Here is a 24,545-nt window from a genome sequence, read left to right as displayed (position 1 = left end):
AAGGGTTAGTTTAGGGAAATTGCTTTCTTGGCAATGCTGTAGCTATCGTTACTTTCTAACTGGGCTACCTCAATACCATGTTTATGAAATTGTTTAGGGTAATTTTTTGTGAGCCTTTTATGGTTTGTATCTTGCTTTAAAGCCAGATGATTAAAGTTTAAATCATGACTTTTTTTAGGAATATCAACTTTTGTGGTTTGTTTGTTACTACTGTTGAAGTTCCATTCTAAATTGTTTTCTATAGTTGCTAGATGATCTCTCTTGCCATCAGCTAGTTTTCTACTGGTCATTTTTAGGCTCAATTCCATTTGCTTTTTTCCTATCCATATTAATGTAAGAATAGCTGCCACCAATGCTAGTTTGCTCAAAGACTCATCGGTTATAAAACTGATTATGATGAGCAACATTGAAAAGGTAAAAAGGGCAGGAGTAAGTGATTTTTGACCGTAGAAGAATATTCGTTTCATATTTGATATTTCTAGCGCTTCAAATTTGAAACTTATAATTCATAAATTATTATTTATACTTTATATGTTTATTATAAGATAAGTTTATGAATTAATAGCGGTTTAAATATTTAAAAACTGATTAGGTATACATATTGCTAATAAACAAATAGGCGTATGTTACGACGAGAATTTGTATGTTTTAAAATCTAATTACAGCTATCATGATCAATATCATACTCGCAGAAAATCATAATCTAGTAAGAAACGGTATAAAAATTTTATTAGAGCGAGATGCAGATTTAAAAGTGGTGGCTGATTCTCAATATAGTAAAGATGTACTTGATTTATTAGAAACGGGCTTGGTGGCCGATATTTTACTAGCTAATATCAATGTGCCAGATGTAGAGGGAGTCAATTTAATTAAAACTATTAAACAAAGGTATCCGCAGCTATCGGTAGTTATACTTTCTATGTTAGATCATGAAGAATTTATTATAGATACTTTTAAAGAAGGTGCATCAGGCTATTTATTTAAAAATATAGGTTCTGATGAATTGATTTTTGCTTTAAAACATGTTCATAATGGTCATAAATACATCTGTAATGAGCTTTCTCTAAGGTTTTTAGATAAGTTGATGAGTTTGCCGTCACAAAAGAAAAATTGGGCTTTACATCATAATTTTTCTGCTCGAGAAATAGAAATTTTATACCTCATGTCTGAAGGTTATACCAATAATGAAATGTCTGACAAACTTTTCATAAGTAAAAGAACCATAGAAGGTTATAGGCAAAATCTTATTGATAAAACAAAGGTTAAAAATACTGCGGCATTAATAAAATATGCGGTGTTGAATGGTATAATAGAATAAAATATAGCGTGTTTATACGGTAATTAAAAGGTATAAATACTGTATAAATGTTTAAATAACCTGTTTACTTTAGCACACCTACCTGTAAGCTTTTCTTCCTTTGATTAAGTTTCAGGCTACCTATTTTGAGTTTATGCCTATAATATTAATCTTAGATGATGATCAAGACTTTCTTGATATCTTAAAATCTTATTTTCTGTCTCGCGGTTTGGCCATGCACTTGTGGTAAAAGATTGTCGTAAACAGTTACATCATATCCTTTAGTAATTAATTCATCGCATAGGTGAGAGCCTATAAAACCAGCTCCGCCGGTTATCAGAATTTTTTTCATAAATGTTTTTCAATTTGGTAGATAAATTTTGGATAATTCGGCTGCTATTTCATCATCTCAAATAGGGCTTGTATGGATTTTTACCATACAAGCTTTTTTGAGAATAGGTAGATATAGGGCTTTTTTTAATCTATAAAATTCCTTTTTTATAGCTTGGCTAAATCCGTACAGATAAAAACAAATATGATGCAGAAGTAGAGCCGGTAAATACGGTTTCTTTAGGGTGTAAATACTTGATTTTTTTTAAACTCAATTTTTATCTGCTTTAAAGAATATGTTTTCTGCATAAAATGGTGGTTTTAATATCTCTTAGGCTAGGATATATCATCATGCTGTTAAACCGTATTAGTACTGTTTTCAAATTTTTAGATGTTCTGCGGCATAAACTTTGGACTTTTCATCATTACCTAAAAAACACTATCATGAAAACAGAACAATTATTACATGCTGGCTATCATCAACCTAAACGTAAAAACAATTTTAATAATGTAAACACAGCAGAGCGTTTACTTTCTTTAGCGGCCGGAGGTATTTTATTAGCTAAACATTATAAAAGGGCCTTATCAAATCCAATAAAAGTGCTTACTGGTGCTTATTTAGTTTACAGAGGTTTAAGTGGTAACTGCCCGCTTTATACGGGCCTAAACAAAAATAGTAATGAAACAAATGCCATTAATACAAGAGTTATTTTTACGGTAAATAAACCACGAGAAGAAGTTTACAGGTATTGGCGTCAGCTAGAAAATTTGCCTTTTTTTATGAGCCACTTACAACGTGTTGACCAAAAAAATGATGTACAATCTGAATGGATAGCTAAAATACCAGGTGGCGTTGGCACTATTAAATGGAATGCTGAAATTGTTAAAGAAATACCTAACGAGCTTATTGGCTGGCAATCTGTAGAAAACTCTAGCATAGATAATGCCGGTAAGGTAGAGTTTTATGATGCTCCTAGGGGGCAGGGCACTGTTCTTAAAGTTATTTTTAGTTACCATCCGCCAGCAGGTGCTTTGGGCGAGGGAGTAGCTAAACTTTTTAATCCGCTTTTTAAAACGCTTTTGAAAGAAGATATCAGGGCCTTTAAACAAGTGATAGAGGCTGGTGAAGTAGCAACCATCAAGGGGCAATCATCAGGAAGAAAATAATCATCTCACCTAAAAAAAATAACTTATGAAAGCTTTATGTTGGAATGGTGTACGCGATTTAAGAGTTGAACGCGTACCAGATCCTGAAATTTTAAATCCTAAAGATGCTATTATAAAAGTTACTATGAGCTCGGTTTGCGGCTCAGATTTGCATCTGATTAACGGTTTTGTACCCTCTATGCGGGCTGGTGATATTATTGGTCATGAGTTTATTGGCGAAGTAGTTGAAACTGGTGCAGAGGTGAAAAACCTAAAGAAAGGCGACCGTGTAGTAGTTATTTCTGTTATTGGGTGTGGCGAGTGCCAATATTGTAAAGAAGAAACATGGTCTTTATGCGATAACTCTAACCCCAATGGTTTATTACAGGAAAAAATTTATCAATACCCAACAGCGGGTATATTTGGTTATTCGCATCTTTTTGGTGGTTATGCAGGTAGCCACGCCGAGTATATTCGTGTCCCTTTTGCAGACCATGGAGCTTTTAAAATCCCCGAAGATATTTCTGATGAAAAAGCTGTCTTTGTTTCTGATGGAGTACCTACCGGATACATGGCCGCTGAGATGGCAGCCGTTAAACCCGGTGATATTGTAGCCGTTTGGGGTGCTGGTGGCGTTGGGCAAATGGCTATGCAATGCGCTTACGCAATGGGCGCAGAAAGGGTAATTGCTATAGATAGGTTAGATTATCGTTTAGCCAATGCTGCAAGATATAGCGGTGCAGATATTCTTAATTATGAAGATACCGATATATTAGAAGAGCTAAAAGAAGCTACCGGAGGCAGAGGGCCTGATTGCTGTATTGATGCTGTAGGTATGGAGGCACATACCACTGGTATAGAGCATGTTTACGACAAAACCAAACAGTTTCTACGGTTAGAATCTGATAGGGCTTCTGTTTTAAGACAAGCTATTGCTGCTTGCCGTAAAGGCGGGACAGTTTCTGTAGTTGGGGTTTATGCTGGTTTGGTAGATAAAATTCCAATGGGACTTTTCATGAATAAAGGTTTAACCATTAGAGGAGGGCAAATGCATGGGCAAAAATATGTGCCCATGTTGTTTGATTTAATAAGAAGAGAAATCATCAACCCAGAGTTTTTATTAACACATCCTGTTTCTTTAGAGGCTGGCCAAAAAGCTTATGAAATGTTTAACGACAAAACCAATAAATGTATGCGAGCGGTTTTTAAACCTTTCAATTAACATTTAGCCTTGCTACCTATGGATGATTTAATGATGTTTTGCGTTACCTGCAATCGGCCTTTGCAAAATGCTATTGCTGTTAGCTTAACTACTATTGAGCTAGTACAGCTTTTTGTTCCTTTTATTTTTCTAGGCTTATTAACCGCTTTTTTAGGATATCAAGCGCTAGCTTATAAAAACAATCCTCAAAAGCCTTTAAGCAGAAAGCCATTAGTGGCATCAGCTTGTGTTTTAGGTATTGGTTTAGGTGGTTTTATAGATGGTATTGTATTTCATCAAATATTACAATGGCATGAAATGGTTTCTGCAAAAATAATCCCGCTAGATTTTACCTCTAAAAGCGTGAATATGTTTTGGGATGGCATATTTCATGCTTTTACTTTCTTTATTACATTTTTTGGTATCATACTTTTATATAGGCTATTACAACAAAATATATTACTTAAACATCAGAATTTATTTATAGGAGGTTTGCTTTTAGGATGGGGGTTCTTTAACCTCATTGAAGGGATATTAAATCATCATATTTTTAAATTCCACTCGGTAAAAGATTTTGATGTAAATCCTCTAATCTGGAATTTATCTTTCCTTACTTTTTCTATCCTCATCATCGTATTGGGATGCTTTCTAATCCATAAAATTAAACATCTACCTTATGAAAATTGGAGAACAAATACAGAAGATATTAAATAAAAATTACGAAGCATCTTCTAAAGTACATGTCCGTTACCAACAGTATGATTTGGTTTTTAAAACCGATGAAAAGGGGAGGCCAATCCTATTGTTTTTAGGTAGACTTGACGAAAAAGGGAACGTTAAAGGCGAAAGATTTGCTCGTCGTTTAAAAGAAGACGCATCAGGAAACCTCCTTAAAGACCATTGGGAGCATAAAGGTAAGGCAACCTAAAATTTAGATATTTAGCACATTAAATACCGTATAAATCACTAAGGTTGTGGCACTTACTTGGTAATGTTTAGTATTATCTACCATTAAAAATTTATATTATGTTTTTTCACGATAAAAAATTACAGTACACTGTAAAAGTTGATAAACCCGACCCGCAGTTTGCTCGCTTATTACAACAAGCGATAGGCGGTATAGAAGGCGAAATAAGGGTTTGCCTACAATATCTTTTTCAGGCATGGGGCAACCGTGGCCCACAAAAATACCGAGATATGTTATTAGAGACTGGTACAGAAGAGATTTCACATATAGAAATGCTTTGTACTGCCGTTGCCTTAAACCTAGAAGGCGCAAAAGGTAACATTATTGATGAGGTGGTATCCAACAATCCGGTGGTTAAAGAGATTATAGGAGGGATGGATCCTCGTCATTACCTATCAGCAGGTTTGGCGGCTATGGCAGCAGATAGTAACGGAGTTCCATTCAATGGTTCTTGGGTGGTGGCTAGTGGTAATTTAGCTGCCGATATGTATGCCAATGTAATGGCAGAATCTACAGGTAGGTTGTTAGCTACCCGCTTATGGAAATCTACAGAAGACCCAGGAATGAAAGATATGTTATCATTCTTAATTGCTAGAGATACCATGCACCAAAACCAGTGGTTAGCAGTTTTAGAAGATTTAGGCGGTTTAAAAGGTGTTCATCCTATTCCTAATAGTTTCCCTCAGGATAAAGAAAACCTGGCTTTTAATTACGCTTTTGTTTCCACTAATATTAATAATCCGGAAGACCCGGGAGAACGCTGGACTATGGGCCAATCTCCAGACGGTAAAGGTAGTTTTGAGTTTGTTAATGGTTTTCCGGAAGGAAACGAGCCTATTTTAGCACTCTCCCATTGATGAAGCATACGCTCAAACAGAACAAAAAATTAAACCCGAAGAGCAATTTTAAATAAGCTCTTATTTATCTATCTATAAAAAAATACATTATGAAAAAGTCATTTTTAACCCTAGCTGCATCAATATTAATTGTTGGCAGCTTATTAACCGCCTGTGGTGGTAACGACAGAGATAAATCACCAGCCAACTCAGACCAACATGACCAAGAAGATGGTATGGGTACAGCGCCTTCTGGCGGTAATAGCTATCAGGATACTTTAGATAATAATGCTGATACCATGCTTAATGATGATTCTGATACAAATACTACAACACGTTAAACATCATGAAAATAAGTAGGTTATTACACGCTGTTGCTGATTATTTATCAGGTGTTTTCCTGTTATTAGCACCATGGCTATTTCAGTTTGAACATGTGGCATCAGCCAGATTAATAGCCATCTTAATTGGATTAATGATTCTCATGATGTCTTTATTAACCAGGTATGAAGGCGGCTTTCAAAAAATTATCAGCATGAAAACTCACTTGTATGTAGATGTTTTTACTGGAATATTTTTAGCTGCATCGCCTTGGTTATTTAATTTTTATCAGGAAGTTACTATTCCGCATTTACTTATTGGTTGTTTAGCCATTTTATTTGGGCTATTTACAGATAAAAACTCACAAGAAGAAAAAGAACAGCACACTTTAATTTTAAAAAAATACCGTTATGGAAAATCAAAATCAATATCAAGAAGGTAAAGTTGCAAAAACAATAGAAGATAAAACTGCTCAAGTGCCGTCAGATGCTTATTTATGGATAGCGGTGGCAGCTATGGGTACTTCTTTAACCTTAAAACTTATGGGTAAAAAACATACCGCTTTATTTATAGGGCAGTGGGTAGCGCCTTTTTTGCTTTTCGGCATTTATAATAAAATTGTGAAAACAGAAGGTCACGATTAACCTCGTTGCGTTTGGAGCTTGTCTGAAATATTTTAGGCAGGCTCTTTTTTTATTTTAAGGATATGAAAAAACTAAACTTTTTACTGCTGATAGCTTTAGCCTTAAGCTATGGTATTTATGCTTGTAACAACCCCAAAAACACCGATGTTTCTTTAGATGAAGTTGATTCTTTAGGTAGTGTTGGCACAGATACGGTTAGAAAAGCAGAAATCAATTTGGAGCCTTGTTATTTGGCCACTATTGGTAAAGATTCTGCTTTTTTAGAAATCAAGCAACATGATAAAAAGCTTGATGGTAAAATTTTGTATCAATATAATGATGATAGAAAACCTATGTATGGGGCTTTTACCGGAGAAATACAAGGAGATACTTTAACGGTTGAGCTAAGAGATATCGAAACAGAAAAGATACAACAGCTTACTTTTTTAGTGAGAGAAGAACAAATTATACAAGGTCAAAAGATAGAGGAACTCCCAAGTAAATCATCTAAAAATATGAATAAAGCCTTGGTAGATTATACTGGAAAATCTTTTGTGTTTTTACCTGCCGAATGTAGAACCCAGCAAGGGAAAAGTGAATTTAAGTCGGGCGGACATTTATAAATACGCTAAATCATTATCTTAGCTTTAAATAAAAGCTTATGGTAAACTTTGAGACATTCAGGAATTTTGCTTTGGCACTGCCCGAAGTTAAAGAAGCTCCACATCATCAAAAAACAGCTTTTAAAGTTAAGGGGAAGATATTTGCTACTTTTAATCATCAGGCGAATCGCTGCTGCTTAAAGTTTAATGTAGTAGATCAGGATGTTTTTAGCAGGTTATTTCCTGACGTTGTTTATGCCGTACCTAATAAATTTGGAGGCCATGGATGGACATTAGTTCAATATACCCGCATACAAGCTGATATTTTAAAAGACCTTCTTCATGTTGCTTATTGCTATGTGGCGCCACCTAAATTAAGTGCTTTGGTAATTGTTGATAATCTTGATGATTAAATATGAATACTACTGTTGAACACGACAATCGCATAGCAAAAATGACTTTTGCATCTGTTTATCCTCATTATTTAGCAAAAGTTGAGCGTAAAGGGAAAACAAAAGAAGAACTTCATCAAGTGATTACTTGGTTAACTGGTTTTCAAGATGCAGAAATTGAAGCTTTTATAGCTGATGGTCTAACTCTTAAAGATTTTTTTGATAAAGCCCATTTAAACCCTTTAGCAAGTTTGATAAAAGGTAGTATTTGTGGTTATAAAATAGAAGAGATAGAAAATCCGCTAACTAAAAATGTTCGGTATTTAGATAAATTGGTTGATGAATTAGCAAAAGGGAAGAAGATTGAGAAGGTTTTGAGGGCTTAGTTAGTTGCTATAGCTATCGAGAGTTAAGTTTATGAATTGGCCTTTTAAAATATTTCTTTTTTTGGGCTATTGCGCACAGTCTCTTCGGCCTCATAGGTCATCGATATAATCGAAAAATCATTTTAAACATTAGTTGCAAACAAGCGCAAGATGATTCTTTATACTCTAAAAATCAATTTTTTAGAAACAAAAAAAGCCGATTAAAAATCGGCTTTTTGTGGTCGCATTTGGATTCGAACCAAAGACCTACTGCTTAGAAGGCAGTTGCTCTATCCAGCTGAGCTATGCTTCAGACGTGATTTTTAATGATTTTATGTAAACTGTACTAACATTTGTACTAACAAGGTGCCTTTGTTAAAAATATATAATATATAAAGTTACAAAATTCCTTCTTCAGCAAAGCTATAATATCCTTCAGTTGATATAATCAAATGATCAACCACATCAATATCTAGTATCCTGCCTGCTTCATAAATTTTTCTCGTCAAGTTTCTATCCTGTGTACTTGGTATTAATCCACCGCTGGGATGATTATGTGTAAGTACGATACTTGATGCTCCACCTTTTAGTGCTATTCCAAACACTAATTTCATATCGACTATTGTTCCGGTTATTCCACCAGTTGATATTGTAGATACCCCTAAAACTTTACAGGCTTTGTTAAGAAGCACTATCTTAAATTGTTCGACTAAGTGTATGGAATCTTTGTCCCATCCATCCAGCAGTATCTTGTAGACATCTGATGCTTGACCAACTTTTAACCTTTGAGAAGGTCTGATAACTGGTTTATAAACCAATTGAATTTCACTTACCTGTAATAAGGCATTACTTTGTTCCATAATGTTTAATGATTAAAATGTTAATGAATTAATTATGGAATCAGAATCAGCTTTGGGCTGAATCTAAGTAAAGAAGCAACGGATATAAATAGGAATGAGCGCAAATGCCACAGGAGCGTTTATGCCGGAATTTCTTTAAACGTGTTCAGACCACAAGCTTAAATTGGATGGAATGATTGATGATTTCTTTTCTGTTGATAGTAGCACTTATCTTTTATTGTTGTACCATTTAATGTACTGAACTATCTTCGCTATAACCAAAAGAAGAACCCCTATTAGAAATGTTGGTAGCCAGAGCATAAGACAATATTCGCCTATAACTAATATGATTGAGCTAAGCATTTCGCCAGTGTAAGTAAACATTGATGCAGTTATGATAAACATCAATCCGCTTGCGATTATCAAACCTATAGCTATTTTAGAGAGTACGTTCATATTAACATATCCAATAATTCATAAATAATCATCTCCTAAGAGCGTATATTGAAACTTGAATATTAGACTAAATGTAAATATTAATTCTGTAATTCATTATTCTAGAAGTGAAGTTAGTTTTATCGATTTCCAACCATTTTAACCACCACTTTTAGAAGCCACAGAAACAAACAACAGTTACATCAATTAAAGAGCAATCGTATCGTTTTATTAAAGGGGGGTATATACTACTTAATCGAAACGGGAAAATGTAAAGTTGATGTTTAAGCGTTAAATCATGCTAAACTAATGTTTAAGCACAAAATGATGTAAAACTATACTTTAAGCAATCTTCCTCAAAAAGTTCAGTTTTTGACAACTCTTATATACTGACAAGATTTAACCAAAATGAGGAAGTCTTATCAGGTTAGGACTAGATGGTGTTACCTTATAAAAGAACCAACATCCTCATGCTTTAAACGGTAAAACCAGTGAAGGATTAGTTTACTCTTTATTTTACTTTCGCTTAGTGTCGTTTATTTTGATTGGGTCTTGACGAGTATCAAAGACATCGGTAATCAAAACTCCTTCTTCAACTCTTTTATAAACCACCTTGTAGTTCCCACTTACTACATACCTATGTCCTTGGTTTAGTTGTTCAAGAAAGGGCTCTACCTGACCAGAATCAGGATGGTTCTTAAGTTGTTTTGTGGCTTTAAATAGCTCTGTCCTTATTTTAAATGCAATATTCTTTCCAGCTACTTTAGTGTAGTATTCAGAGATATGTTTAAGATTTTCAATTGCAAAGCTGGTCCAGATTACTTTCATTAACTTACCAGTTTTCTGATTCAATCTCTAGATCTTCTTGTGTTTTAACGTTGCCAGCAAGATAATCGTCATTAGATTGTTTAGCTCTGCTCAACAGCTCTTCCTGTGTAAAAGGCTTCATCTTTTTGTTACCAACCTTATCCTTAATGATTGTTTCAATCTTATTGAACAACTTCTCATCTTTAAGCTCAATCAGGTATTGGATGATGTTTAGTTTTCTGGTCTGTAGATCCATGCGCTTAACTTTATATTCAAAATTACAAAAATAATTTCAGCAATATGAGCATATCAAGTACTAATAAAGCAATGCCAATCCTAAATCGACCTCGGAGCAAACGACGAGACGCATACGAGTTGAGAAAGGTCTCTTAAAGGGAGCATCTGCAAGATGCGATTAAGAGATATTTTATCTTGAAAAGATAAAACGAGGACTGGCGGAGTTATTGATTTAAAAGGTAAGAGCATGGGGTTACTCAATAACTATGACAGTTTGAAGCCTGAACGAATGCGTAGGCGAGTCAAAATTATGAAAAGCGGTTGGATTTCTAAATAACAACCAACGGGAGTGTTTAGAAAGACAAAGCAGCTTTTATGCAAACAAAACTTTGCTTTAAGCATCAAGTATGACAGAATGCAAGTGATGGAAAGAATCCTAGACGCTAGTCCAGGATTGAGCATGGAGCAGATGGAGTTGATGTGTTCGTAGAACTTATCAACGCAATGAATCTGGCGTACTTTATGCAAAAAGCTTAGTTTGTTGGAATGCCTTATTTCCTGTCATGTTTGCACAGGCTCCACCGATGAAATACAGAACCAAAGAACTGTACGCAGTTACCTTTTAAAATAGCAGAATCATTGCACCCTTCCACTAAACTAAAGACTGGTTCATGGCTTATCCCGTGGTAAGCAGCAAAATGCGGGTAAGGTATGAATCAGGATTGCTATTTAGTACTCTTGTGGATGAAACTGAGTTAATTTCCCGTTAGCATTAATTCTTATTGAAAAATAATTTCCGTTAAAATATAGACTTTGTCTACCACTTTTTCTGAATTCCTTGCCATGAAGCCATGCTTCTTCAATATCTTTCTTATTGTGTTCTATGACTATTCTTATTAGGTTTAAAATATTTTTGTAACTATATAAAAATAAAGTTCCTTGACCTTTGGTAGAAGATCTTATAAAAAATGACTTATAATGTCTTAAGAATATATGTATATACCTATCGAAATCCCAATATATAGGTTTGGAGAAGTAGTTAAAAGTAATGGCTGTTATTTCAAACCGTAAAATTAATCCTATAAATTCTTTATAGTTATCAGGCGAAGAATTTTCAAATTCTTTTAATTGTTTATCAGATATTCCAAGTTGTCGTTTAACTATTTCCAAGCGACTGGTTTTTCGAGATGCAAGCAATATTCGAAATTGTAAATACTCTTCAGGTGTAATCTTTAATTTTCCTGATTCTAAAGAATTTTTATATTTATGTGACAGTATCCAAAATAATGCATCGCTTTTAACAGTGAGGGAATTCTCATCTAGAAGTTCAACTGGAAATTCTTCTTCACCTTTTAAAATATAAACAATTGTATTGTATCTCAAAATTTCTTCTGGTAACAGTGTATTATTTGCTTCAATCCGGTTATTAAAATTTCTTAATTCAAGTAACAGCCAAGACTCTAAGTTCGAGTCTCTATTTGAAAATGGTACTAATATCGTGTTCGGTATTTCCTTCTCGTTAGAAATTCCATAAACTTTTGGACCTATTCCACCTACTGTTGCAAATCTTTCCACTTCGCTAACTAAAAATCCCTCATTTAGCAATTCTTCAATATTATCTGATGAATTAAATCTAACAAAACCATCAGTAAATGGTATTTCTGATAATTCAAGACTGATTTTCCTTTCTAAGTTTTTTCTTTCTTCAGAATCATAAACCAACATTCCATGTATTGATTTACCAAATTTCAAATGTGCATTTGAGCCATAATAAAATTCAACTAAACAATAAGCATCGTATTGACCTGCTTGGAAATAAATTGATTCAATAGAATATTTCATAGTTAAAATTAAAGATAAATAAAAGAGCCATATTCCTATGACTCCTTTTGTTCTTTAGGCTTTGGTACGCTGAATGTATGAAAATCTTCATATCCTATATTTAATTGAACCGTATCTATTCCTGCTTCATCAAACATGTAAATTATATTACGGAATATTTTGAGATGTTGAAACTGCATAACAAACTTCATCTGATTTAATGTCTCTATCGCATAAGGCTTTGCATTCTCACTTTTAGCCATCTGCTTTATCTGCTCAACCTTGTCGGTTAGTAACTTATCCTTATGTGAGATTGTCATTTTATCGAATAATATTGTGATTTCTACCACTTTAAACCGATAATCAAACCATTCAATTAAATATTTCTTTAGCTCATTAGCTACTGCCATTTTAGCCCTACGGCTATGTGATATCTTTTCCATAATGTTATTAAATAAAAAAAGGTAGACAATATGCCTACCTTGAATGTGTTACCTTTTAAATGAGTAAGAGTACTCCTAATTGTCTTGGTTAGATAAGATTATTGCTCCAATTCCAGATACTACAACGAGTACAATAAAGAGACCTCGAACAAAGCCAGTCCATTCATCTATTTCAATATCCCATGAAATAAAAGAGCAGATGCTATATAGAACTATAGTAACTATAACCCATGCTTTAAGAAAAAATTTGCCATTATTAGACATAACAATATGTTTTTAGTGTAATTAATTGGGCAGACGATTCAGTCTGCCCACTATTTTAGTTTTGTTATTGACAGCTATAGTTTAACGAGAATATATCTTTATAATCTCCACTTGTAACAGTAACCTTAGTTACTCTACCCTGATTATCCTTTTCATAGGTGTAAACATTGCCACTCTTCTCCTTTAACAGATTCTTAGGTGTTTTTCCAAAGTAGTTATATAATGCGCCAGACTCACTTACAAACTCACCAATTACTACAAGATGGGATGTAGGCGCAGTGTCCTCATAATAGGTATAAGTAGTTTTTCCATTACCGTTATCCTTCTCAACTAAGTTCCCATTCTCCCATTTAAGAGAAATAATTTGACCATTTCTCCCTATTTCTGATAAGTAGCCATTATTATCGTATTTATACGTAGCTATTACCTCTGATCCACTCTGCTCTTTTACTATCCTGTTGTTTCCATCTAAACTATAGGTGTAATTATAAATGAATCCATTTTCGTTTGTTACCTCAGTTATTATTGAAGCATTATAAGTAAATGAGCGTGTGAAACTTCCATCAGATGAAGCTTGGTTAGTTATCCTATTCTGACTATCATAAGTTAAAGTGTAGGTGTTTGTAGAATTGTCATAAGCTTCGCTGTAAGATGAAACGGTTGTACAAACCTCTTCTTTGGCATCATCACTTTTCTTACATGCGCCAAGCATTACTGATGCAGTGAATGCCAACAATAAAATTTTCTTCATAAAATGTAATTGGGTTTTAGTTTACTGATGCAGACCCGACACCAGTGTTTATAAATGCAATAAGCGCAGGACTGTAACCTTAATCTGAACTGGGAGCCCTGAGAAGCTCATGCAACAGATAGGTCACGTCCCACGCTTATTAGCATGAAACGTTACACTTCTCTGTTCTCGTTGCATAATTGAAATTTCTCAGGTTTCCAGTTGCAAGAACAAAAAGCTAACGCTTATATCTTAACAATATGTAATTGAATTTATGTCTGTTTCGTATTTGATGGATTGTTATAAAACAAATATAATTAGAATTCTTTATCCTGTATTAATAAATTATCAGTATTCATTAAGAAAACAGACAGCAGTATTAAAGTGTAGCCAATCTGTAATCCACCACTGACCCATTCCAGTAAAAACAGCAAAGTCGGTACTATAGAACTCATCTCTGTGGAAGTGGAGTCCTTTCTTGACTAGTAAATCAACAAATTCGTTAATATCATCCAGTTTAAGAAACCTTACACTTGCTAATTCAGCATCTTCGGTATAGGTTCCGTTTGGAATGTCTTTAATGAAGTGTTCTAGACCTCCAGGATATTTAGCTAAGAGTGTCTTCTTGGGTACAATGATTTGATAAAACTCAAAGAAAATCATGATTTATAAGTTAAAAGGTTAATAATAATAGCGCCCTGGTTGCTAAACCAAGGCGTGTATGTTGTTCAGATTAAGAATATGATTAGTTAATTCAGCTTAGATTAGAGATTTAGTGGTTCTCTTGGTGCTGTAATCCCGCTTATTATTTTATAAGGTAAGATACTTTGGTTTCCATCAGGCATTACTTATATAGTGTACGTAATGTTGTTACCTTATAAACAGGAAAGAGAAGTTTTTATGCTTTATGGTCCTGCCTCTATCATAAAATAAATGCCATATAATTAGATTCCACACGAAATCAAGTCCGGGGGTTTATATCAGGTCATTAGTCTGTGCAAACCACACACCCGGGGGGTAATTTCTGAAAAAGAAAGCTGTAATTATTTGAAGGAATATAAAGCTAGCCGGGGGGTATAAATAGCTTCTGCTGATAGAGTTAATAAGTTTAATTATTCTTCTATATTTACTCAATGACACAGCTAACGATCTTGCTAGTAATTGGTGTAATCATCTTTCTGTTAAGAAATGGTACTTCTGTTAGAATAGATAGTTTTAGTTCAGATTCTATAGCTTTGATAACTTCGTTTCCGTTTGCTGACAAACAAATCATTGTTGGCGATAATATACAGTTTATCTTAATTTCAACATTGAGAGGAAAGGATGTTTCTTTACATATTAAAACTAAAGATGGTTTAATTGAGCTTAAGAACAGATTACCTGCACTAGAACCTCTAAAGAGATTTGTTACTGAAAATGATATTGCATTTGCTATTAGAGATGAATACCATACTGATTCTTTAGATATTATAAATCAATCAATTAAAAGACCTGAAATAATATTCAAATTAGAATAATCATATCAATGACTTGGGAAACTGGATTATTAATTAATCAGATTTTGATATTAATCTCTTGTATAATATGGGTATCCCTTATTATTAGGATTATTATTTTAGCTTATAAAAAGACATATTACGATTTAAAGGAAACAGCATTATATCTGTTAAATTCGACAACAATCCTTTTGGGAGCAGTATACTATATTAGATTAGCTTTAATTACCCAGGGACCTAAAGAAGAAACTAAAGAAGGATCATTAAATATTCTTAAAAGTGAGTGCATAGAAGAGTTTATAATCTACATTGTTTGTTCACTAATTATATCCTTTACTTACTTGATATTCAACTTTTTATATCAAAAACACGTATTAAACGATGTGAATAAGTTTAAGTTAAGAGCGTTACTTATCGTTGACTTTGCAATCTTATTTATATTATCATTCACCGCTGTATTGAATTATTATCTCAGTATGTTGTCTGAAATTTCGGGATACTACGCAACTTAAGGAGAAAAGTTAGCTCGTCCAGGGGATTATTGATCTATCCTCCTAAAAAATATAAGGATGCTTAATGAGTAACTCTGATAAGTAACCTTTTAAAGAATGTAGAAGCGAATCTCCATGTTACAATCCTTTCTTCTGCTTTAAAAGGTAAAACCATTTAGATTATTTTGATAGTTATATTTTAAAATAAGAGATTCGATAATCAATTGATCGATTTCCAGACTAAAACGAAGGCTATTTCCACGAGTAAAACTCCTATAGTAAGATAGGAGCTTTAATTCTGTCTTTTCCTGTTTTATTAAGAGGGGGTATATAACCCCTAATGTAAACGATACTATAAGTTGAATTTACTCTTATGTATTTTATAGCCATATATTTTCTTTCCGGCTTTGCTGTTCAGGTATATTCGATCAGAAATATCGAAATACTGCTTTAAAAGTTCCATGTTAGGTTTAAGACGAGATAATTTAAATTCATTTATACCTCTTTTCAAAATTGATGTTATCTGTTTCATGGTATAACCAGATCCAACATATATATTATTTTTAAGATATTCCATAAGACCAAAATGCTCAACACCTTCACGACTTTTAATTTCAGCAGCTTCTTTTTGAATGCTTAAAACATCTTTTAATTCAACAACTCTTTCGATTCCAACTGCCTTTATCGTTTTATAGGTTGTTGGATGTTCTTTTTCAATCATTTTAAGCTCTAAAAGCACTTCTGCATCTTCTAATCCTCTTTCCACCAAATTCGTTAAGATTGGAATTAATAATTCTAAAGCGGTTTTCAACCTATCTAATGATGAATTTATTATGCGTTTCTGTTCATCAGTAATAACAAAATTTTCGTTGTTCTTCTTGATAATATATTTCTTGCTTTCTTCATAAGCATTGTATAAGTAATCCTCACTTCTATAATATCCATTTACCTTATTACTAAACAATGCATTATCTATCATGTAATGATTTATACTACCGTCCTTATTTAGATACTTAGAAAAAAGAGTTTTTTCCAACAGTTCTCGAGTAATTTTCTTTGCAATGTGTGAGGTAACTGCGTCGTGAAAAGCAACTAAGTAACTATGAATTACTTTCATTTCATTGATGTCCTTAACAATCACTTCTTCTGTATCATATCCCAGATCAGGATTTAAATTTGCAATATGCGTTAACTTTCGTTCTATTGTTCCCTTCTCAGGTTTTCTAAACCTACCTATCATTTGTATAACTTCGCTGTTGGGATCAACTTTTGTATGTTCTGCGATATAACAATCAGTAATAACTATAATATTAGGCTTGGTGATACCTAAAATATCCACTGCTGAATTAAATCTGGATGTAAAGAAGTTAAATTTCCTAAAAGCTGACTCATCCATTAAAGTCTTTACATTCTTGTATTTATTTAAGGCTAATTTACCCTTGCTTTCATCCGAACAAAATATCATTGATTCATCCTTTATGCTTAAGTATTCTATTAGAGCTACTATAGCTTTTGTAGAATTCAGGAAAATAAAATATTGCTCTTCATTTGAATGCTGAAGATACTTTTGGAAACTTAAAAACACATTGTTGGTAGTGATTAAATTTACTGGTTGCTTTATTATTTTAACAGGCTTAATCAGTACATATTTAAATTTTTGCTGTTCGAATCTTGGATCAGATGGTATAATAGGAGTTGCCGAAACAAATGCTTTGTTTTTAAACTTAAAAAAGTCATTCATTGGAAGTATGATATCATCCCTATAATCTATATCTTGTATTGTCTTCTCACATTCATCGAATAGCATAAAGTAATCGTTAATTAATTCATCCAAAATTCCTAGCTGACTAAATGCAGTAATCACTTTAGGATAGCTTTCAGGAGTGGTAATTATCTTTTTGTATTTCACGTCTGATTCTAAATAAGAAACAATATCCGAAACTGTAATTCCTTCATATACGCCTCTAATCAACAAGTTTCTTCTGTCTCTACCGTTAAATTGCGAGCACTTGCCTTGAATAACTGGTCTATTAGCTTCTATAATTAAGCTATGTCTTTTTGCTTTTAGTTCCATTCTGGTAATCCCGGCTCCAGTAGGCTTTTCATAAATAGTTTTATTCTCTATAAAATCGATGATGTCAGACAGATATTGATCTGTCTTTATCTTGATGGTTTTCTTTTTCATTACTACGAAATTTTTTTCAATAAGACTCCTTAGGAGGTTATTCTCCTTAATTAGCTTTAATAAATAATTTGATAAAAAGGGTAGACCGAATTAGTCTACCCTAGTAAGTTTAGGAATTAGCCTCGTCACAAAGCTCTTCCAATGTTTGATTGATTTTGATCACGCCAGAAGCATAATCATCGATCAATTGCTTCATTCCACTAAAGTGAATGATTTTAACAGGTTTCACCACTTTCCCAATTCTAATGGAAATCCACGTCACATCTTCACCGTCTTCAATAGTGTGTTGTGGAAACCTTGTTAAGGTTCCTTTTGATTTGAAGAATTTAAATAGTAAATCCAAATGATGGATTTGCCATTGTTTTTTCCTGTCCCTTTTTAAAGATAGCAGGTGATTTGCTAATTCTTCTCTACTAAAGTATCCATTTGGATTCTCATCATTAAACAATGATGGTTTAGCAGTGTCTACTGCTTTTTCGGAGTTTGAACTCACGAAGAGTTCAGTGAAATTAATTTTTGTCATTATTTTTTTGCCTCATTAGAGAGAACGAGTGCAAATAAAGGAGGGGGATTTACCATCGTTATTTGAATTTCTTAAAACCCCATAAATGACTGACCATAAGTCGAATTAATTTTTATTTATTGATTTAAAGAATTGAAACTTCCCCCTTTTACGAGACATCTTATTAGGATCATTATCTTTTAATATTGATTTAACGGCGTAATATTTATCAACACTGTTTAAGACCTCTTTTGGAGACAATACATTGAGACAAATAAAAAAATCATATATAAAAGCATATAGATCTTTTTGGAATTCGAATAAACTTAATTTTTTTAGATAGTCAACAAGTCTAATTGTTAAGTTATATAAAGCAAGGTTTGACAGGTCATATTCTTTATATTTAGTACGATTTTCTAATTCAAACAAATTCGCTTCACTCGCAGAAAGCATTTGATAAAATTTTGTATTATATTTTTTGTGTTCTTCAAAAATCTCTTCTAAAACAATACTTAGTATCCTTTTTGATAATCTTTCTGGTAGAGATATTACTCCTTTTTTATCATATCCCGAACGAATGACCTTTTTTCCATTTGATTTTCTTCCTTTAAGAACAACATCAAATTCGTCAGAAATATAATGCATCACTTCACCTTTATTTATCATTCTCCCTTCCATATTGGTTTCATTAATGATAAACGCTTGTTTATCTTCTAGTGTCATACGTTCGAATGTTTTTTCCGATACTGAAAATTCATAATCAGTCGTTACCTGACGAGCAGAAAGATCTATAAAAACGTCTATTAATTTATCCAAATATTGCTCAGTCTTTTTGCTTACTACCACAATCTTTAAAAAGCCATCATAAAACATAGCTAAAAATAATATGGTATCTATTGAAAGCTCTTTGGGAGCTATACTTTTAATGTTTTCAACTAGCTGAATAGTTTCTTCGACAGAAGTAAATTGGTTTAATCCAACGCCCTTAAAACTAAAGCTCTCTATAAAATCTGGTAATGTGTCTTCGGTAAATAAAACATCTCCAAGTTGTTGGAATATAGTATGGTGTGAAATTCGATCGCCTTTAATTTTATATTCCTCCCAAATAATTTGCGATGCTACTTTTTTGTCTGGAAAGATTATTATCTCTGGTTTATCTTTTGAAAACTTCATTTTCAAATTAAATAAAAATATCTGTCTGTAAGGATGTATTTATAAAATTGGATATTTCTTTAAAAGGTAACACCACCGAATGAATATAAAAAAAGCAGGATGCTTTCACACCCTGCTTAAATAGATATTACTTTAATCCCTTTTGAACTTTTAAATTCAAATCATCGATAAGATGTTGATCAAATGAGTCTAAATAGATATTTGTGATTTTATTACCATATTCATGTCCTAATGCTTCTGCAATAAGTTCGTTAGAATAACCCATTCGTTTTGATATTGTAGCCCAACTGTGTCTAGCAACATAAGTAGTTATATTCAATTCAATCTTACACCTCTTAGCTATTCTATCTAGATATTTATTTGTCTGTTTAATAGCTTGCCTGGTAATATTTTTAGATTCGATGCCGTCTTCGATCATATTTGAAGGAAATATTGGAAGCAGATATTTATCAGGAGTATATAGTTTAAGTATACTTTTAGCTAATGGTGTTAATTTAATATCATATAGCTTTTTAGTTTTCCTTCTTCTAAATACGATTCTATCCTTTTGTATATTATCCTTTGTTAGATAAGCTATATCTGTAAATGACGCACCTATTAGAGCGAAGCTTAGAAAGAAGTAGTTTTTAGCATGCCACTCCTGAGAGCCAACCTTTACTTTCTCTTTGTTAAGTTTTAAAATATCTTCTTTTGTAATGGAACGCTTTTGCGTTTTCTCACCTTTAATCTGAATATCATAGAAGGGATATAAAGACCTATCTACAACTTTTGCTTTAATTGCTTTATTAAAAATAGCTCTAATAGTCCTTAAGTAGTTGCTGATTGTATTTGGTTTAATGTTTTCAGAAGCGAGTTTATCTTTAAATCCTTCGAGAAATTGATAGTCTATCTCTTTAAATAAGAGAGTATCCTTACCAGCATAACTCATTAACCTGTTTTTAGCTACGTTATAAACTTGAGAGTTACCAGTCTTATTTGACCTAATAAGTGTTTCTATTAAAGATTTAGAGAATTCATTGAAACAGTATACTTTATCAGTTTTCGGTTTCTCTTCTTTAACGATAAGAGTTTCCCGTATTGCACTAATGGAGAATTCATTTCTTGCTTCAAGCTCTGAAATGGCTTCCTGTATCTTATGTAGTTTAGTGCTTAATATGTTGTTAAGATTTGTAGAACTTCTTGTACTAGCTTTGAAACATGACAATCCCTCATTCCAATCATTAGGATGCGTAGACAAGCCTGTTGGAACAATATGTGGTACTCTATCGTGAGTTATCCGAAATATGATATTGAATTCTTGATTTTTCTTTGGACGTCGTTTATCCAACATGATTTTAATTGAAGCCATAAAACTGTTATTATGGCACCTGTTTGCAATGTTAGTCAACTAAAAAAGTGTACTAACAATTGTACTAACATTTCACTTTCAATCTTTAACTTCACAAAATCTCTCAAAATAAAAAAGGCCTCAGATAATCTCTGAAGCCTCTTTAGGGTGGTCGCATTTGGATTCGAACCAAAGACCTACTGCTTAGAAGGCAGTTGCTCTATCCAGCTGAGCTATGCAACCATCACTTAAATTGCTTAAGTGGTGCAAATATAGGCTTACAAATCATATTCTGCAATATTTCTTTAAAAATTATTAAAAAACATTACAAAGCTTTCATTCTTAATAATTTATCAGCCTATAAAAATAAAAACCGATGATGTTACTGTAAATCACATCATCGGTCTTCAATAAATTTAAAACAAATTATTCAGCTTTTTTCTTATCTCTCATCATTTCGCCCATCTTAGCTCTTCTTTCTTTCATTTCTGCTTTTTGTTCTGCAGTATAAGTAGCCTCTAGTTTCTCTCTCATCGCTTTAGCTTTTTCTCTTTGCTTAGCCACTAATTCTTTTTGTGCAGCAGTGTAACTAGCTTCTAAGGCTTTTCTTTTTTCTAGCATATCCTTACTTTGGTCGGCCATGATAGCCTTTTGCTCCTCGGTAAAAGTAGCTCTTAGCGCTTCGCGGTCTGCCTTTTGTTGCTCCATACTTGCTTTAACCATAGCCTTTTGCTCTTCGGTCATATTAGCAACCATTTCTCTTACAGGTGCATCTGGTCTGCCTGGGCCGCCACCTTGTGGACCTTTTCTTTTAGGCCCTTCTTGTGCTTGTGCAGTCATAGATACGGCTAATAACAACATACCAGCCATAGAAATTTTTTGAATTAATTTTTTCATCATCATGGGGTTTAAATTTTATACAAGTAAGAACACAAATTATGATAATGGTTTAATATCATCATCTACATCAAAACAATTTTAACAAAAATTAACAACTGCCTGCTTTAATTGTCTTATTAGTTCTATTTCTTGTTTTAATTAACAGAAAGGTTTGTATTTTTGGCCTTTATCAAAAACATCCGATTGAATATGATTAAGAGAGAAAAAGTTAAAGATCTGCTGGTAACTACCACATTTGGCAAAGAAGTAATAGTAATGGGTTGGGTAAAAACGTTTAGAAATAACCAATTCATCGCTTTAAATGATGGTTCTTGCATGGCCAATTTACAGGTAGTGGTTGATTTTGAGCAAACTCCGGATGAAATATTAAAAAAAATAACTACAGGTGCAGCCTTAAAGATTACAGGTAAACTGGTAGAGTCTTTAGGTAAAGGTCAAACCGTAGAAGTGAAGGCAAGCTCGGTAGAAATTTTAGGCGAAAGTGATGCTGAGAAATTCCCGCTACAGCCTAAAAAGCACAGCTTAGAGTTCTTAAGAGAAATAGCGCACTTGCGTTTTCGTACCAATACTTTTAATGCGGTTTTCAAAATCAGACATCATTTAGCTTTTGCGGTACACCAATTCTTTCATGAAAGAGGCTTTGTTTATTTACATACGCCAATCATCACCGCTTCTGATGCAGAAGGAGCTGGCGAAATGTTTAGAGTAACTACTTTAGATTTTGATAAAACCCCACGTACAGAAACTGGCGAAGTGAATTTTAAAGAAGATTTCTTCGGTCGTTCTGCAAATTTAACGGTTTCTGGTCAGCTAGAGGGCGAGCTTGGTGCTATGGCTTTAGGAGAGATTTATACTTTTGGGCCAACCTTTAGAGCAGAAAACTCTAACACCACTAGGCACTTAGCAGAGTTTTGGATGATAGAGCCAGAAGTAGCTTTCGCTGATATAGAAGACAATATGAACTTAGCGGAAGACCTTCTTAAATATGTTATCAAACATGCTTTAGAAAACTGTAAAGATGAATTAGAGTTCTTAAAAAACCGTTTGTTAGAAGAAGAGAAAAATAAGCCTCAAGCAGAGCGTAGCGAGCTTAACTTATTAGAGAAATTACATTTTTGCTTAGATAACAATTTTGAGCGTTTAACTTATACAGAAGCTATAGAGATTTTAAAACGCTCTAAACCTAATCAGAAAAAGCAATTTAATTATATTATTGATGAGTGGGGTGCCGATTTACAGAGCGAACACGAAAGATATTTGGTAGAAAAACATTTCAAAAAGCCAGTTATCTTAACCAACTATCCGGCAGATATCAAATCATTTTACATGAGGCAAAATGATGAAGAGGTAAACGGACAAAAAACGGTTGCTGCTATGGATATTTTATTTCCAGGAATAGGAGAGATTGTTGGTGGCTCGCAAAGAGAAGAAAGATTAGATAAACTTACCCAGCGCATGCAAGATATGGGTATCCCTCAAGATGAATTATACTGGTATTTAGATACACGTCGTTTTGGTAGCGCACCACATGCTGGTTTTGGTTTAGGTTTCGAGAGGTTAGTACTTTTTGTAACCGGTATGACTAATATCCGCGATGTAATACCTTTCCCACGCTTTCCAAAAAATGCAGAATTTTAATAAAAAAGGCCGGATGAAAATCTGGCCTTTTTTGTTTCACGTTAAGTAATCATTTTTTTTGATGACATGACTACTTGATATATTATATGATAGAGTATTAGCTTAATTATCCTACCTTAACTAATGGGGTAGCACTTTGTTTTCTAAACTGTTCTAACTCGGCAGCTAAAATTTGTTTTAGCTCCATATCAAACCTTTTGGTATTGAAGTTTATCATATTATCTTGATGATTTTGACGGAATTTTTTAACATCCTCTCTTAAAATCGAGAACAATTCTTGATCAAACTTCCTTATTATGTCTTTAGCTGCTTCCGTTATCATAGTTTTCATAATTTTAATATTAGATTTGTTAATAGAAATACGAATACTATGCCATTCTAGCTTTTAAAATAGCCTAATGGTTAAATATTAAAGCCTCTTTCATAGAAAAATGGCTTTTTGAAGTAATAAAAGCATATTTTATGAAAATTAAGGCATGAAAATTGTATAGCATACTATACAGTTGAGGTTAGTTTAAAGGTAAAAAAGAGAAATATAATGCTGTTACGTATATACGAAGAGAATCCAAACGAGAAAGCTATTGAACAAGTAGTACAGGTATTAAGAAAGGGGGGCATCATCATTTACCCAACAGATACTGTATATGGTTTGGGTTGCGATATTACCAACAGCAAGGCCATAGAAAAGATAGCTCGTTTAAGAGGAATAAAACCAGAGAAAGCCAATTTTTCTTTCATTTGTTACGATTTAAGCCATATCTCAGATTATATCAAACCCATAGACAATACCACTTTCAGAGTTTTAAAGAAAGCTTTGCCAGGTCCTTTTACTTTTATTTTTAATGCTAGCAATAAAGTTCCAAAGCTTTTATCTAGTCAAAAGAAAACGGTTGGTATTCGTGTTCCCGATAATAATATTGCCCGTTGTATTGTAAAAGAGTTGGGCAATCCTATCGTTTCTACCTCTATCCATGATGATGATGATATTATCGAATACTCTACAGATCCAGAATTAATCTACGAGAAATATAAAGATCAGGTTGATTTGGTTATTGATGGTGGCTATGGCGATAACGTAGCCTCTACCGTAGTAAGCTGTTTTGATGGTGAATTTGACATCATCCGTGAAGGAAAAGGCGACTTATCCGAATATTTATAACAAACCCCAAAATCATTT

30 protein-coding genes and 2 tRNA genes are annotated in these 24,545 nt (G+C 33.3%); 15 read left to right on the top strand and 17 right to left on the bottom strand.

All coding sequences use genetic code 11. The annotated features are described in order from the left end of the window. Positions 1-5 precede the first annotated feature (5 nt). The gene (locus GJJ64_RS05610; protein WP_154286725.1) at positions 6-467 is read right to left on the bottom strand and encodes a hypothetical protein; all 462 of its coding nucleotides are present in this window, start codon (positions 465-467) and stop codon (positions 6-8) included. A gap of 203 nt (positions 468-670) precedes the next feature. On the opposite strand from GJJ64_RS05610, the gene GJJ64_RS05605 reads away from it, so the two are divergent. Further along, positions 671-1,318, top strand: a complete 648-nt coding sequence (locus tag GJJ64_RS05605) for a response regulator (protein WP_154286724.1) — start codon at positions 671-673, stop codon at positions 1,316-1,318. A gap of 181 nt (positions 1,319-1,499) precedes the next feature. Here the strand turns inward: GJJ64_RS05605 and GJJ64_RS05600 are convergent, their stop codons facing one another. Continuing rightward, positions 1,500-1,649 (bottom strand): NAD-dependent epimerase/dehydratase family protein, encoded by a 150-nt coding sequence (locus GJJ64_RS05600; RefSeq protein ID WP_154286723.1) that lies wholly within the window; start codon positions 1,647-1,649, stop codon positions 1,500-1,502. 422 nt (positions 1,650-2,071) lie between these two features. On the opposite strand from GJJ64_RS05600, the gene GJJ64_RS05595 reads away from it, so the two are divergent. The 11 genes from GJJ64_RS05595 to GJJ64_RS05545 all read left to right on the top strand — a co-directional run bounded on the left by GJJ64_RS05595 (position 2,072) and on the right by GJJ64_RS05545 (position 8,101). Beyond that, entirely contained in the window at positions 2,072-2,794 is a 723-nt protein-coding gene (locus tag GJJ64_RS05595; protein WP_195759230.1) for an SRPBCC family protein, read from the top strand. Between the two features lie 25 nt (positions 2,795-2,819). Then, entirely contained in the window at positions 2,820-3,995 is a 1,176-nt protein-coding gene (locus GJJ64_RS05590; RefSeq protein WP_154286721.1) for a zinc-dependent alcohol dehydrogenase, read from the top strand. Between the two features lie 18 nt (positions 3,996-4,013). Beyond that, the gene (locus GJJ64_RS05585) at positions 4,014-4,688 is read left to right on the top strand and encodes a DUF2243 domain-containing protein (RefSeq protein WP_229655466.1); all 675 of its coding nucleotides are present in this window, start codon (positions 4,014-4,016) and stop codon (positions 4,686-4,688) included. Further along, on the top strand, positions 4,651-4,902 hold the full coding sequence (locus GJJ64_RS05580; RefSeq protein WP_154286720.1) for a hypothetical protein: 252 nt from the start codon (positions 4,651-4,653) through the stop codon (positions 4,900-4,902). Before GJJ64_RS05585 ends, GJJ64_RS05580 begins: the two co-directional genes overlap by 38 nt. A 98-nt stretch (positions 4,903-5,000) precedes the next feature. Continuing rightward, complete coding sequence (locus GJJ64_RS05575; protein ID WP_195759229.1) at positions 5,001-5,798, top strand: manganese catalase family protein; 798 nt, start codon at positions 5,001-5,003, stop codon at positions 5,796-5,798. 89 nt (positions 5,799-5,887) lie between these two features. Beyond that, positions 5,888-6,118, top strand: coding sequence for a hypothetical protein (locus GJJ64_RS05570; protein WP_154286719.1), 231 nt, complete (start codon positions 5,888-5,890; stop codon positions 6,116-6,118). A 5-nt stretch (positions 6,119-6,123) separates the two neighbouring features. After that, positions 6,124-6,540: an SPW repeat domain-containing protein gene (locus tag GJJ64_RS05565; protein ID WP_154286718.1), complete on the top strand. Its 417-nt coding sequence runs from the start codon at positions 6,124-6,126 to the stop codon at positions 6,538-6,540. Next, positions 6,509-6,742: a hypothetical protein gene (locus GJJ64_RS05560; RefSeq protein ID WP_154286717.1), complete on the top strand. Its 234-nt coding sequence runs from the start codon at positions 6,509-6,511 to the stop codon at positions 6,740-6,742. The genes GJJ64_RS05565 and GJJ64_RS05560 overlap by 32 nt, the downstream gene beginning before the upstream one ends. Before the next feature lie 62 nt (positions 6,743-6,804). Beyond that, positions 6,805-7,344, top strand: a complete 540-nt coding sequence (locus tag GJJ64_RS05555; protein ID WP_154286716.1) for a hypothetical protein — start codon at positions 6,805-6,807, stop codon at positions 7,342-7,344. A gap of 38 nt (positions 7,345-7,382) precedes the next feature. After that, a complete protein-coding gene (locus GJJ64_RS05550) occupies positions 7,383-7,736 on the top strand; it encodes an MmcQ/YjbR family DNA-binding protein (protein WP_154286715.1) in 354 nt (117 codons plus the stop codon). A gap of 2 nt (positions 7,737-7,738) precedes the next feature. Next, the gene (locus GJJ64_RS05545; protein ID WP_154286714.1) at positions 7,739-8,101 is read left to right on the top strand and encodes a DUF2200 domain-containing protein; all 363 of its coding nucleotides are present in this window, start codon (positions 7,739-7,741) and stop codon (positions 8,099-8,101) included. A 218-nt stretch (positions 8,102-8,319) separates the two neighbouring features. Here the strand turns inward: GJJ64_RS05545 and GJJ64_RS05540 are convergent. The 8 genes from GJJ64_RS05540 to GJJ64_RS05505 all read right to left on the bottom strand — a co-directional run bounded on the left by GJJ64_RS05540 (position 8,320) and on the right by GJJ64_RS05505 (position 14,319). Continuing rightward, positions 8,320-8,389: transfer RNA gene (locus tag GJJ64_RS05540), tRNA-Arg, on the bottom strand. An 89-nt stretch (positions 8,390-8,478) separates the two neighbouring features. Continuing rightward, positions 8,479-8,940 (bottom strand): JAB domain-containing protein, encoded by a 462-nt coding sequence (locus GJJ64_RS05535; RefSeq protein WP_154286713.1) that lies wholly within the window; start codon positions 8,938-8,940, stop codon positions 8,479-8,481. 930 nt (positions 8,941-9,870) lie between these two features. Beyond that, a complete protein-coding gene (locus GJJ64_RS05530) occupies positions 9,871-10,182 on the bottom strand; it encodes a type II toxin-antitoxin system RelE/ParE family toxin (RefSeq protein ID WP_154286712.1) in 312 nt (103 codons plus the stop codon). 4 nt (positions 10,183-10,186) lie between these two features. Beyond that, positions 10,187-10,417 carry a hypothetical protein gene (locus GJJ64_RS05525; RefSeq protein WP_154286711.1) on the bottom strand — a complete coding sequence of 77 codons (231 nt, stop codon included), beginning with the start codon at positions 10,415-10,417 and terminating at the stop codon, positions 10,187-10,189. 710 nt (positions 10,418-11,127) lie between these two features. Continuing rightward, positions 11,128-12,240, bottom strand: coding sequence for a hypothetical protein (locus GJJ64_RS05520; RefSeq protein WP_154286710.1), 1,113 nt, complete (start codon positions 12,238-12,240; stop codon positions 11,128-11,130). Between the two features lie 35 nt (positions 12,241-12,275). Then, on the bottom strand, positions 12,276-12,662 hold the full coding sequence (locus GJJ64_RS05515) for a hypothetical protein (RefSeq protein ID WP_154286709.1): 387 nt from the start codon (positions 12,660-12,662) through the stop codon (positions 12,276-12,278). A gap of 328 nt (positions 12,663-12,990) precedes the next feature. Beyond that, positions 12,991-13,677, bottom strand: coding sequence for a hypothetical protein (locus GJJ64_RS05510; protein WP_195759228.1), 687 nt, complete (start codon positions 13,675-13,677; stop codon positions 12,991-12,993). Positions 13,678-14,004: 327 nt separating this feature from the next. Then, positions 14,005-14,319, bottom strand: coding sequence for a hypothetical protein (locus GJJ64_RS05505; protein ID WP_154286707.1), 315 nt, complete (start codon positions 14,317-14,319; stop codon positions 14,005-14,007). A gap of 470 nt (positions 14,320-14,789) precedes the next feature. Between GJJ64_RS05505 and GJJ64_RS05500 the strand changes: the two genes are divergently transcribed. Then, a complete protein-coding gene (locus tag GJJ64_RS05500) occupies positions 14,790-15,173 on the top strand; it encodes a hypothetical protein (RefSeq protein WP_154286706.1) in 384 nt (127 codons plus the stop codon). Positions 15,174-15,995: 822 nt separating this feature from the next. Here GJJ64_RS05500 and GJJ64_RS05495 read toward each other — a convergent pair. The 6 genes from GJJ64_RS05495 to GJJ64_RS05470 form a co-directional block, all read right to left on the bottom strand. Beyond that, the gene (locus GJJ64_RS05495) at positions 15,996-17,828 is read right to left on the bottom strand and encodes a hypothetical protein (protein ID WP_154286705.1); all 1,833 of its coding nucleotides are present in this window, start codon (positions 17,826-17,828) and stop codon (positions 15,996-15,998) included. A 109-nt stretch (positions 17,829-17,937) separates the two neighbouring features. Continuing rightward, the gene (locus GJJ64_RS05490) at positions 17,938-18,351 is read right to left on the bottom strand and encodes a hypothetical protein (protein WP_154286704.1); all 414 of its coding nucleotides are present in this window, start codon (positions 18,349-18,351) and stop codon (positions 17,938-17,940) included. A 105-nt stretch (positions 18,352-18,456) separates the two neighbouring features. Further along, on the bottom strand, positions 18,457-19,503 hold the full coding sequence (locus GJJ64_RS05485; protein WP_154286703.1) for a hypothetical protein: 1,047 nt from the start codon (positions 19,501-19,503) through the stop codon (positions 18,457-18,459). 127 nt (positions 19,504-19,630) lie between these two features. Next, a complete protein-coding gene (locus GJJ64_RS05480) occupies positions 19,631-20,851 on the bottom strand; it encodes a site-specific integrase (RefSeq protein ID WP_154286702.1) in 1,221 nt (406 codons plus the stop codon). Between the two features lie 148 nt (positions 20,852-20,999). Next, a tRNA-Arg gene (locus tag GJJ64_RS05475) sits at positions 21,000-21,073 on the bottom strand. A gap of 183 nt (positions 21,074-21,256) precedes the next feature. After that, positions 21,257-21,727 carry a hypothetical protein gene (locus GJJ64_RS05470; RefSeq protein WP_154286701.1) on the bottom strand — a complete coding sequence of 157 codons (471 nt, stop codon included), beginning with the start codon at positions 21,725-21,727 and terminating at the stop codon, positions 21,257-21,259. Positions 21,728-21,919: 192 nt separating this feature from the next. Here GJJ64_RS05470 and asnS point away from each other — a divergent pair, with 192 nt between their 5' ends. Next, positions 21,920-23,368 carry an asparagine--tRNA ligase gene (asnS, locus tag GJJ64_RS05465; protein ID WP_154286700.1) on the top strand — a complete coding sequence of 483 codons (1,449 nt, stop codon included), beginning with the start codon at positions 21,920-21,922 and terminating at the stop codon, positions 23,366-23,368. A gap of 106 nt (positions 23,369-23,474) precedes the next feature. Here asnS and GJJ64_RS05460 read toward each other — a convergent pair whose 3' ends face one another. Continuing rightward, entirely contained in the window at positions 23,475-23,699 is a 225-nt protein-coding gene (locus tag GJJ64_RS05460) for a hypothetical protein (RefSeq protein ID WP_154286699.1), read from the bottom strand. Positions 23,700-23,906: 207 nt separating this feature from the next. Here GJJ64_RS05460 and GJJ64_RS05455 point away from each other — a divergent pair, with 207 nt between their 5' ends. Continuing rightward, entirely contained in the window at positions 23,907-24,527 is a 621-nt protein-coding gene (locus tag GJJ64_RS05455; protein ID WP_039451284.1) for an L-threonylcarbamoyladenylate synthase, read from the top strand. Positions 24,528-24,545: the final 18 nt, after the last annotated feature.

The sequence above is a fragment of the Pedobacter puniceum genome (assembly GCF_009674685.1).
GTDB lineage: Bacteria > Bacteroidota > Bacteroidia > Sphingobacteriales > Sphingobacteriaceae > Pseudopedobacter > Pseudopedobacter puniceum.
This window is presented reverse-complemented; position numbering and strand designations above follow the sequence as displayed.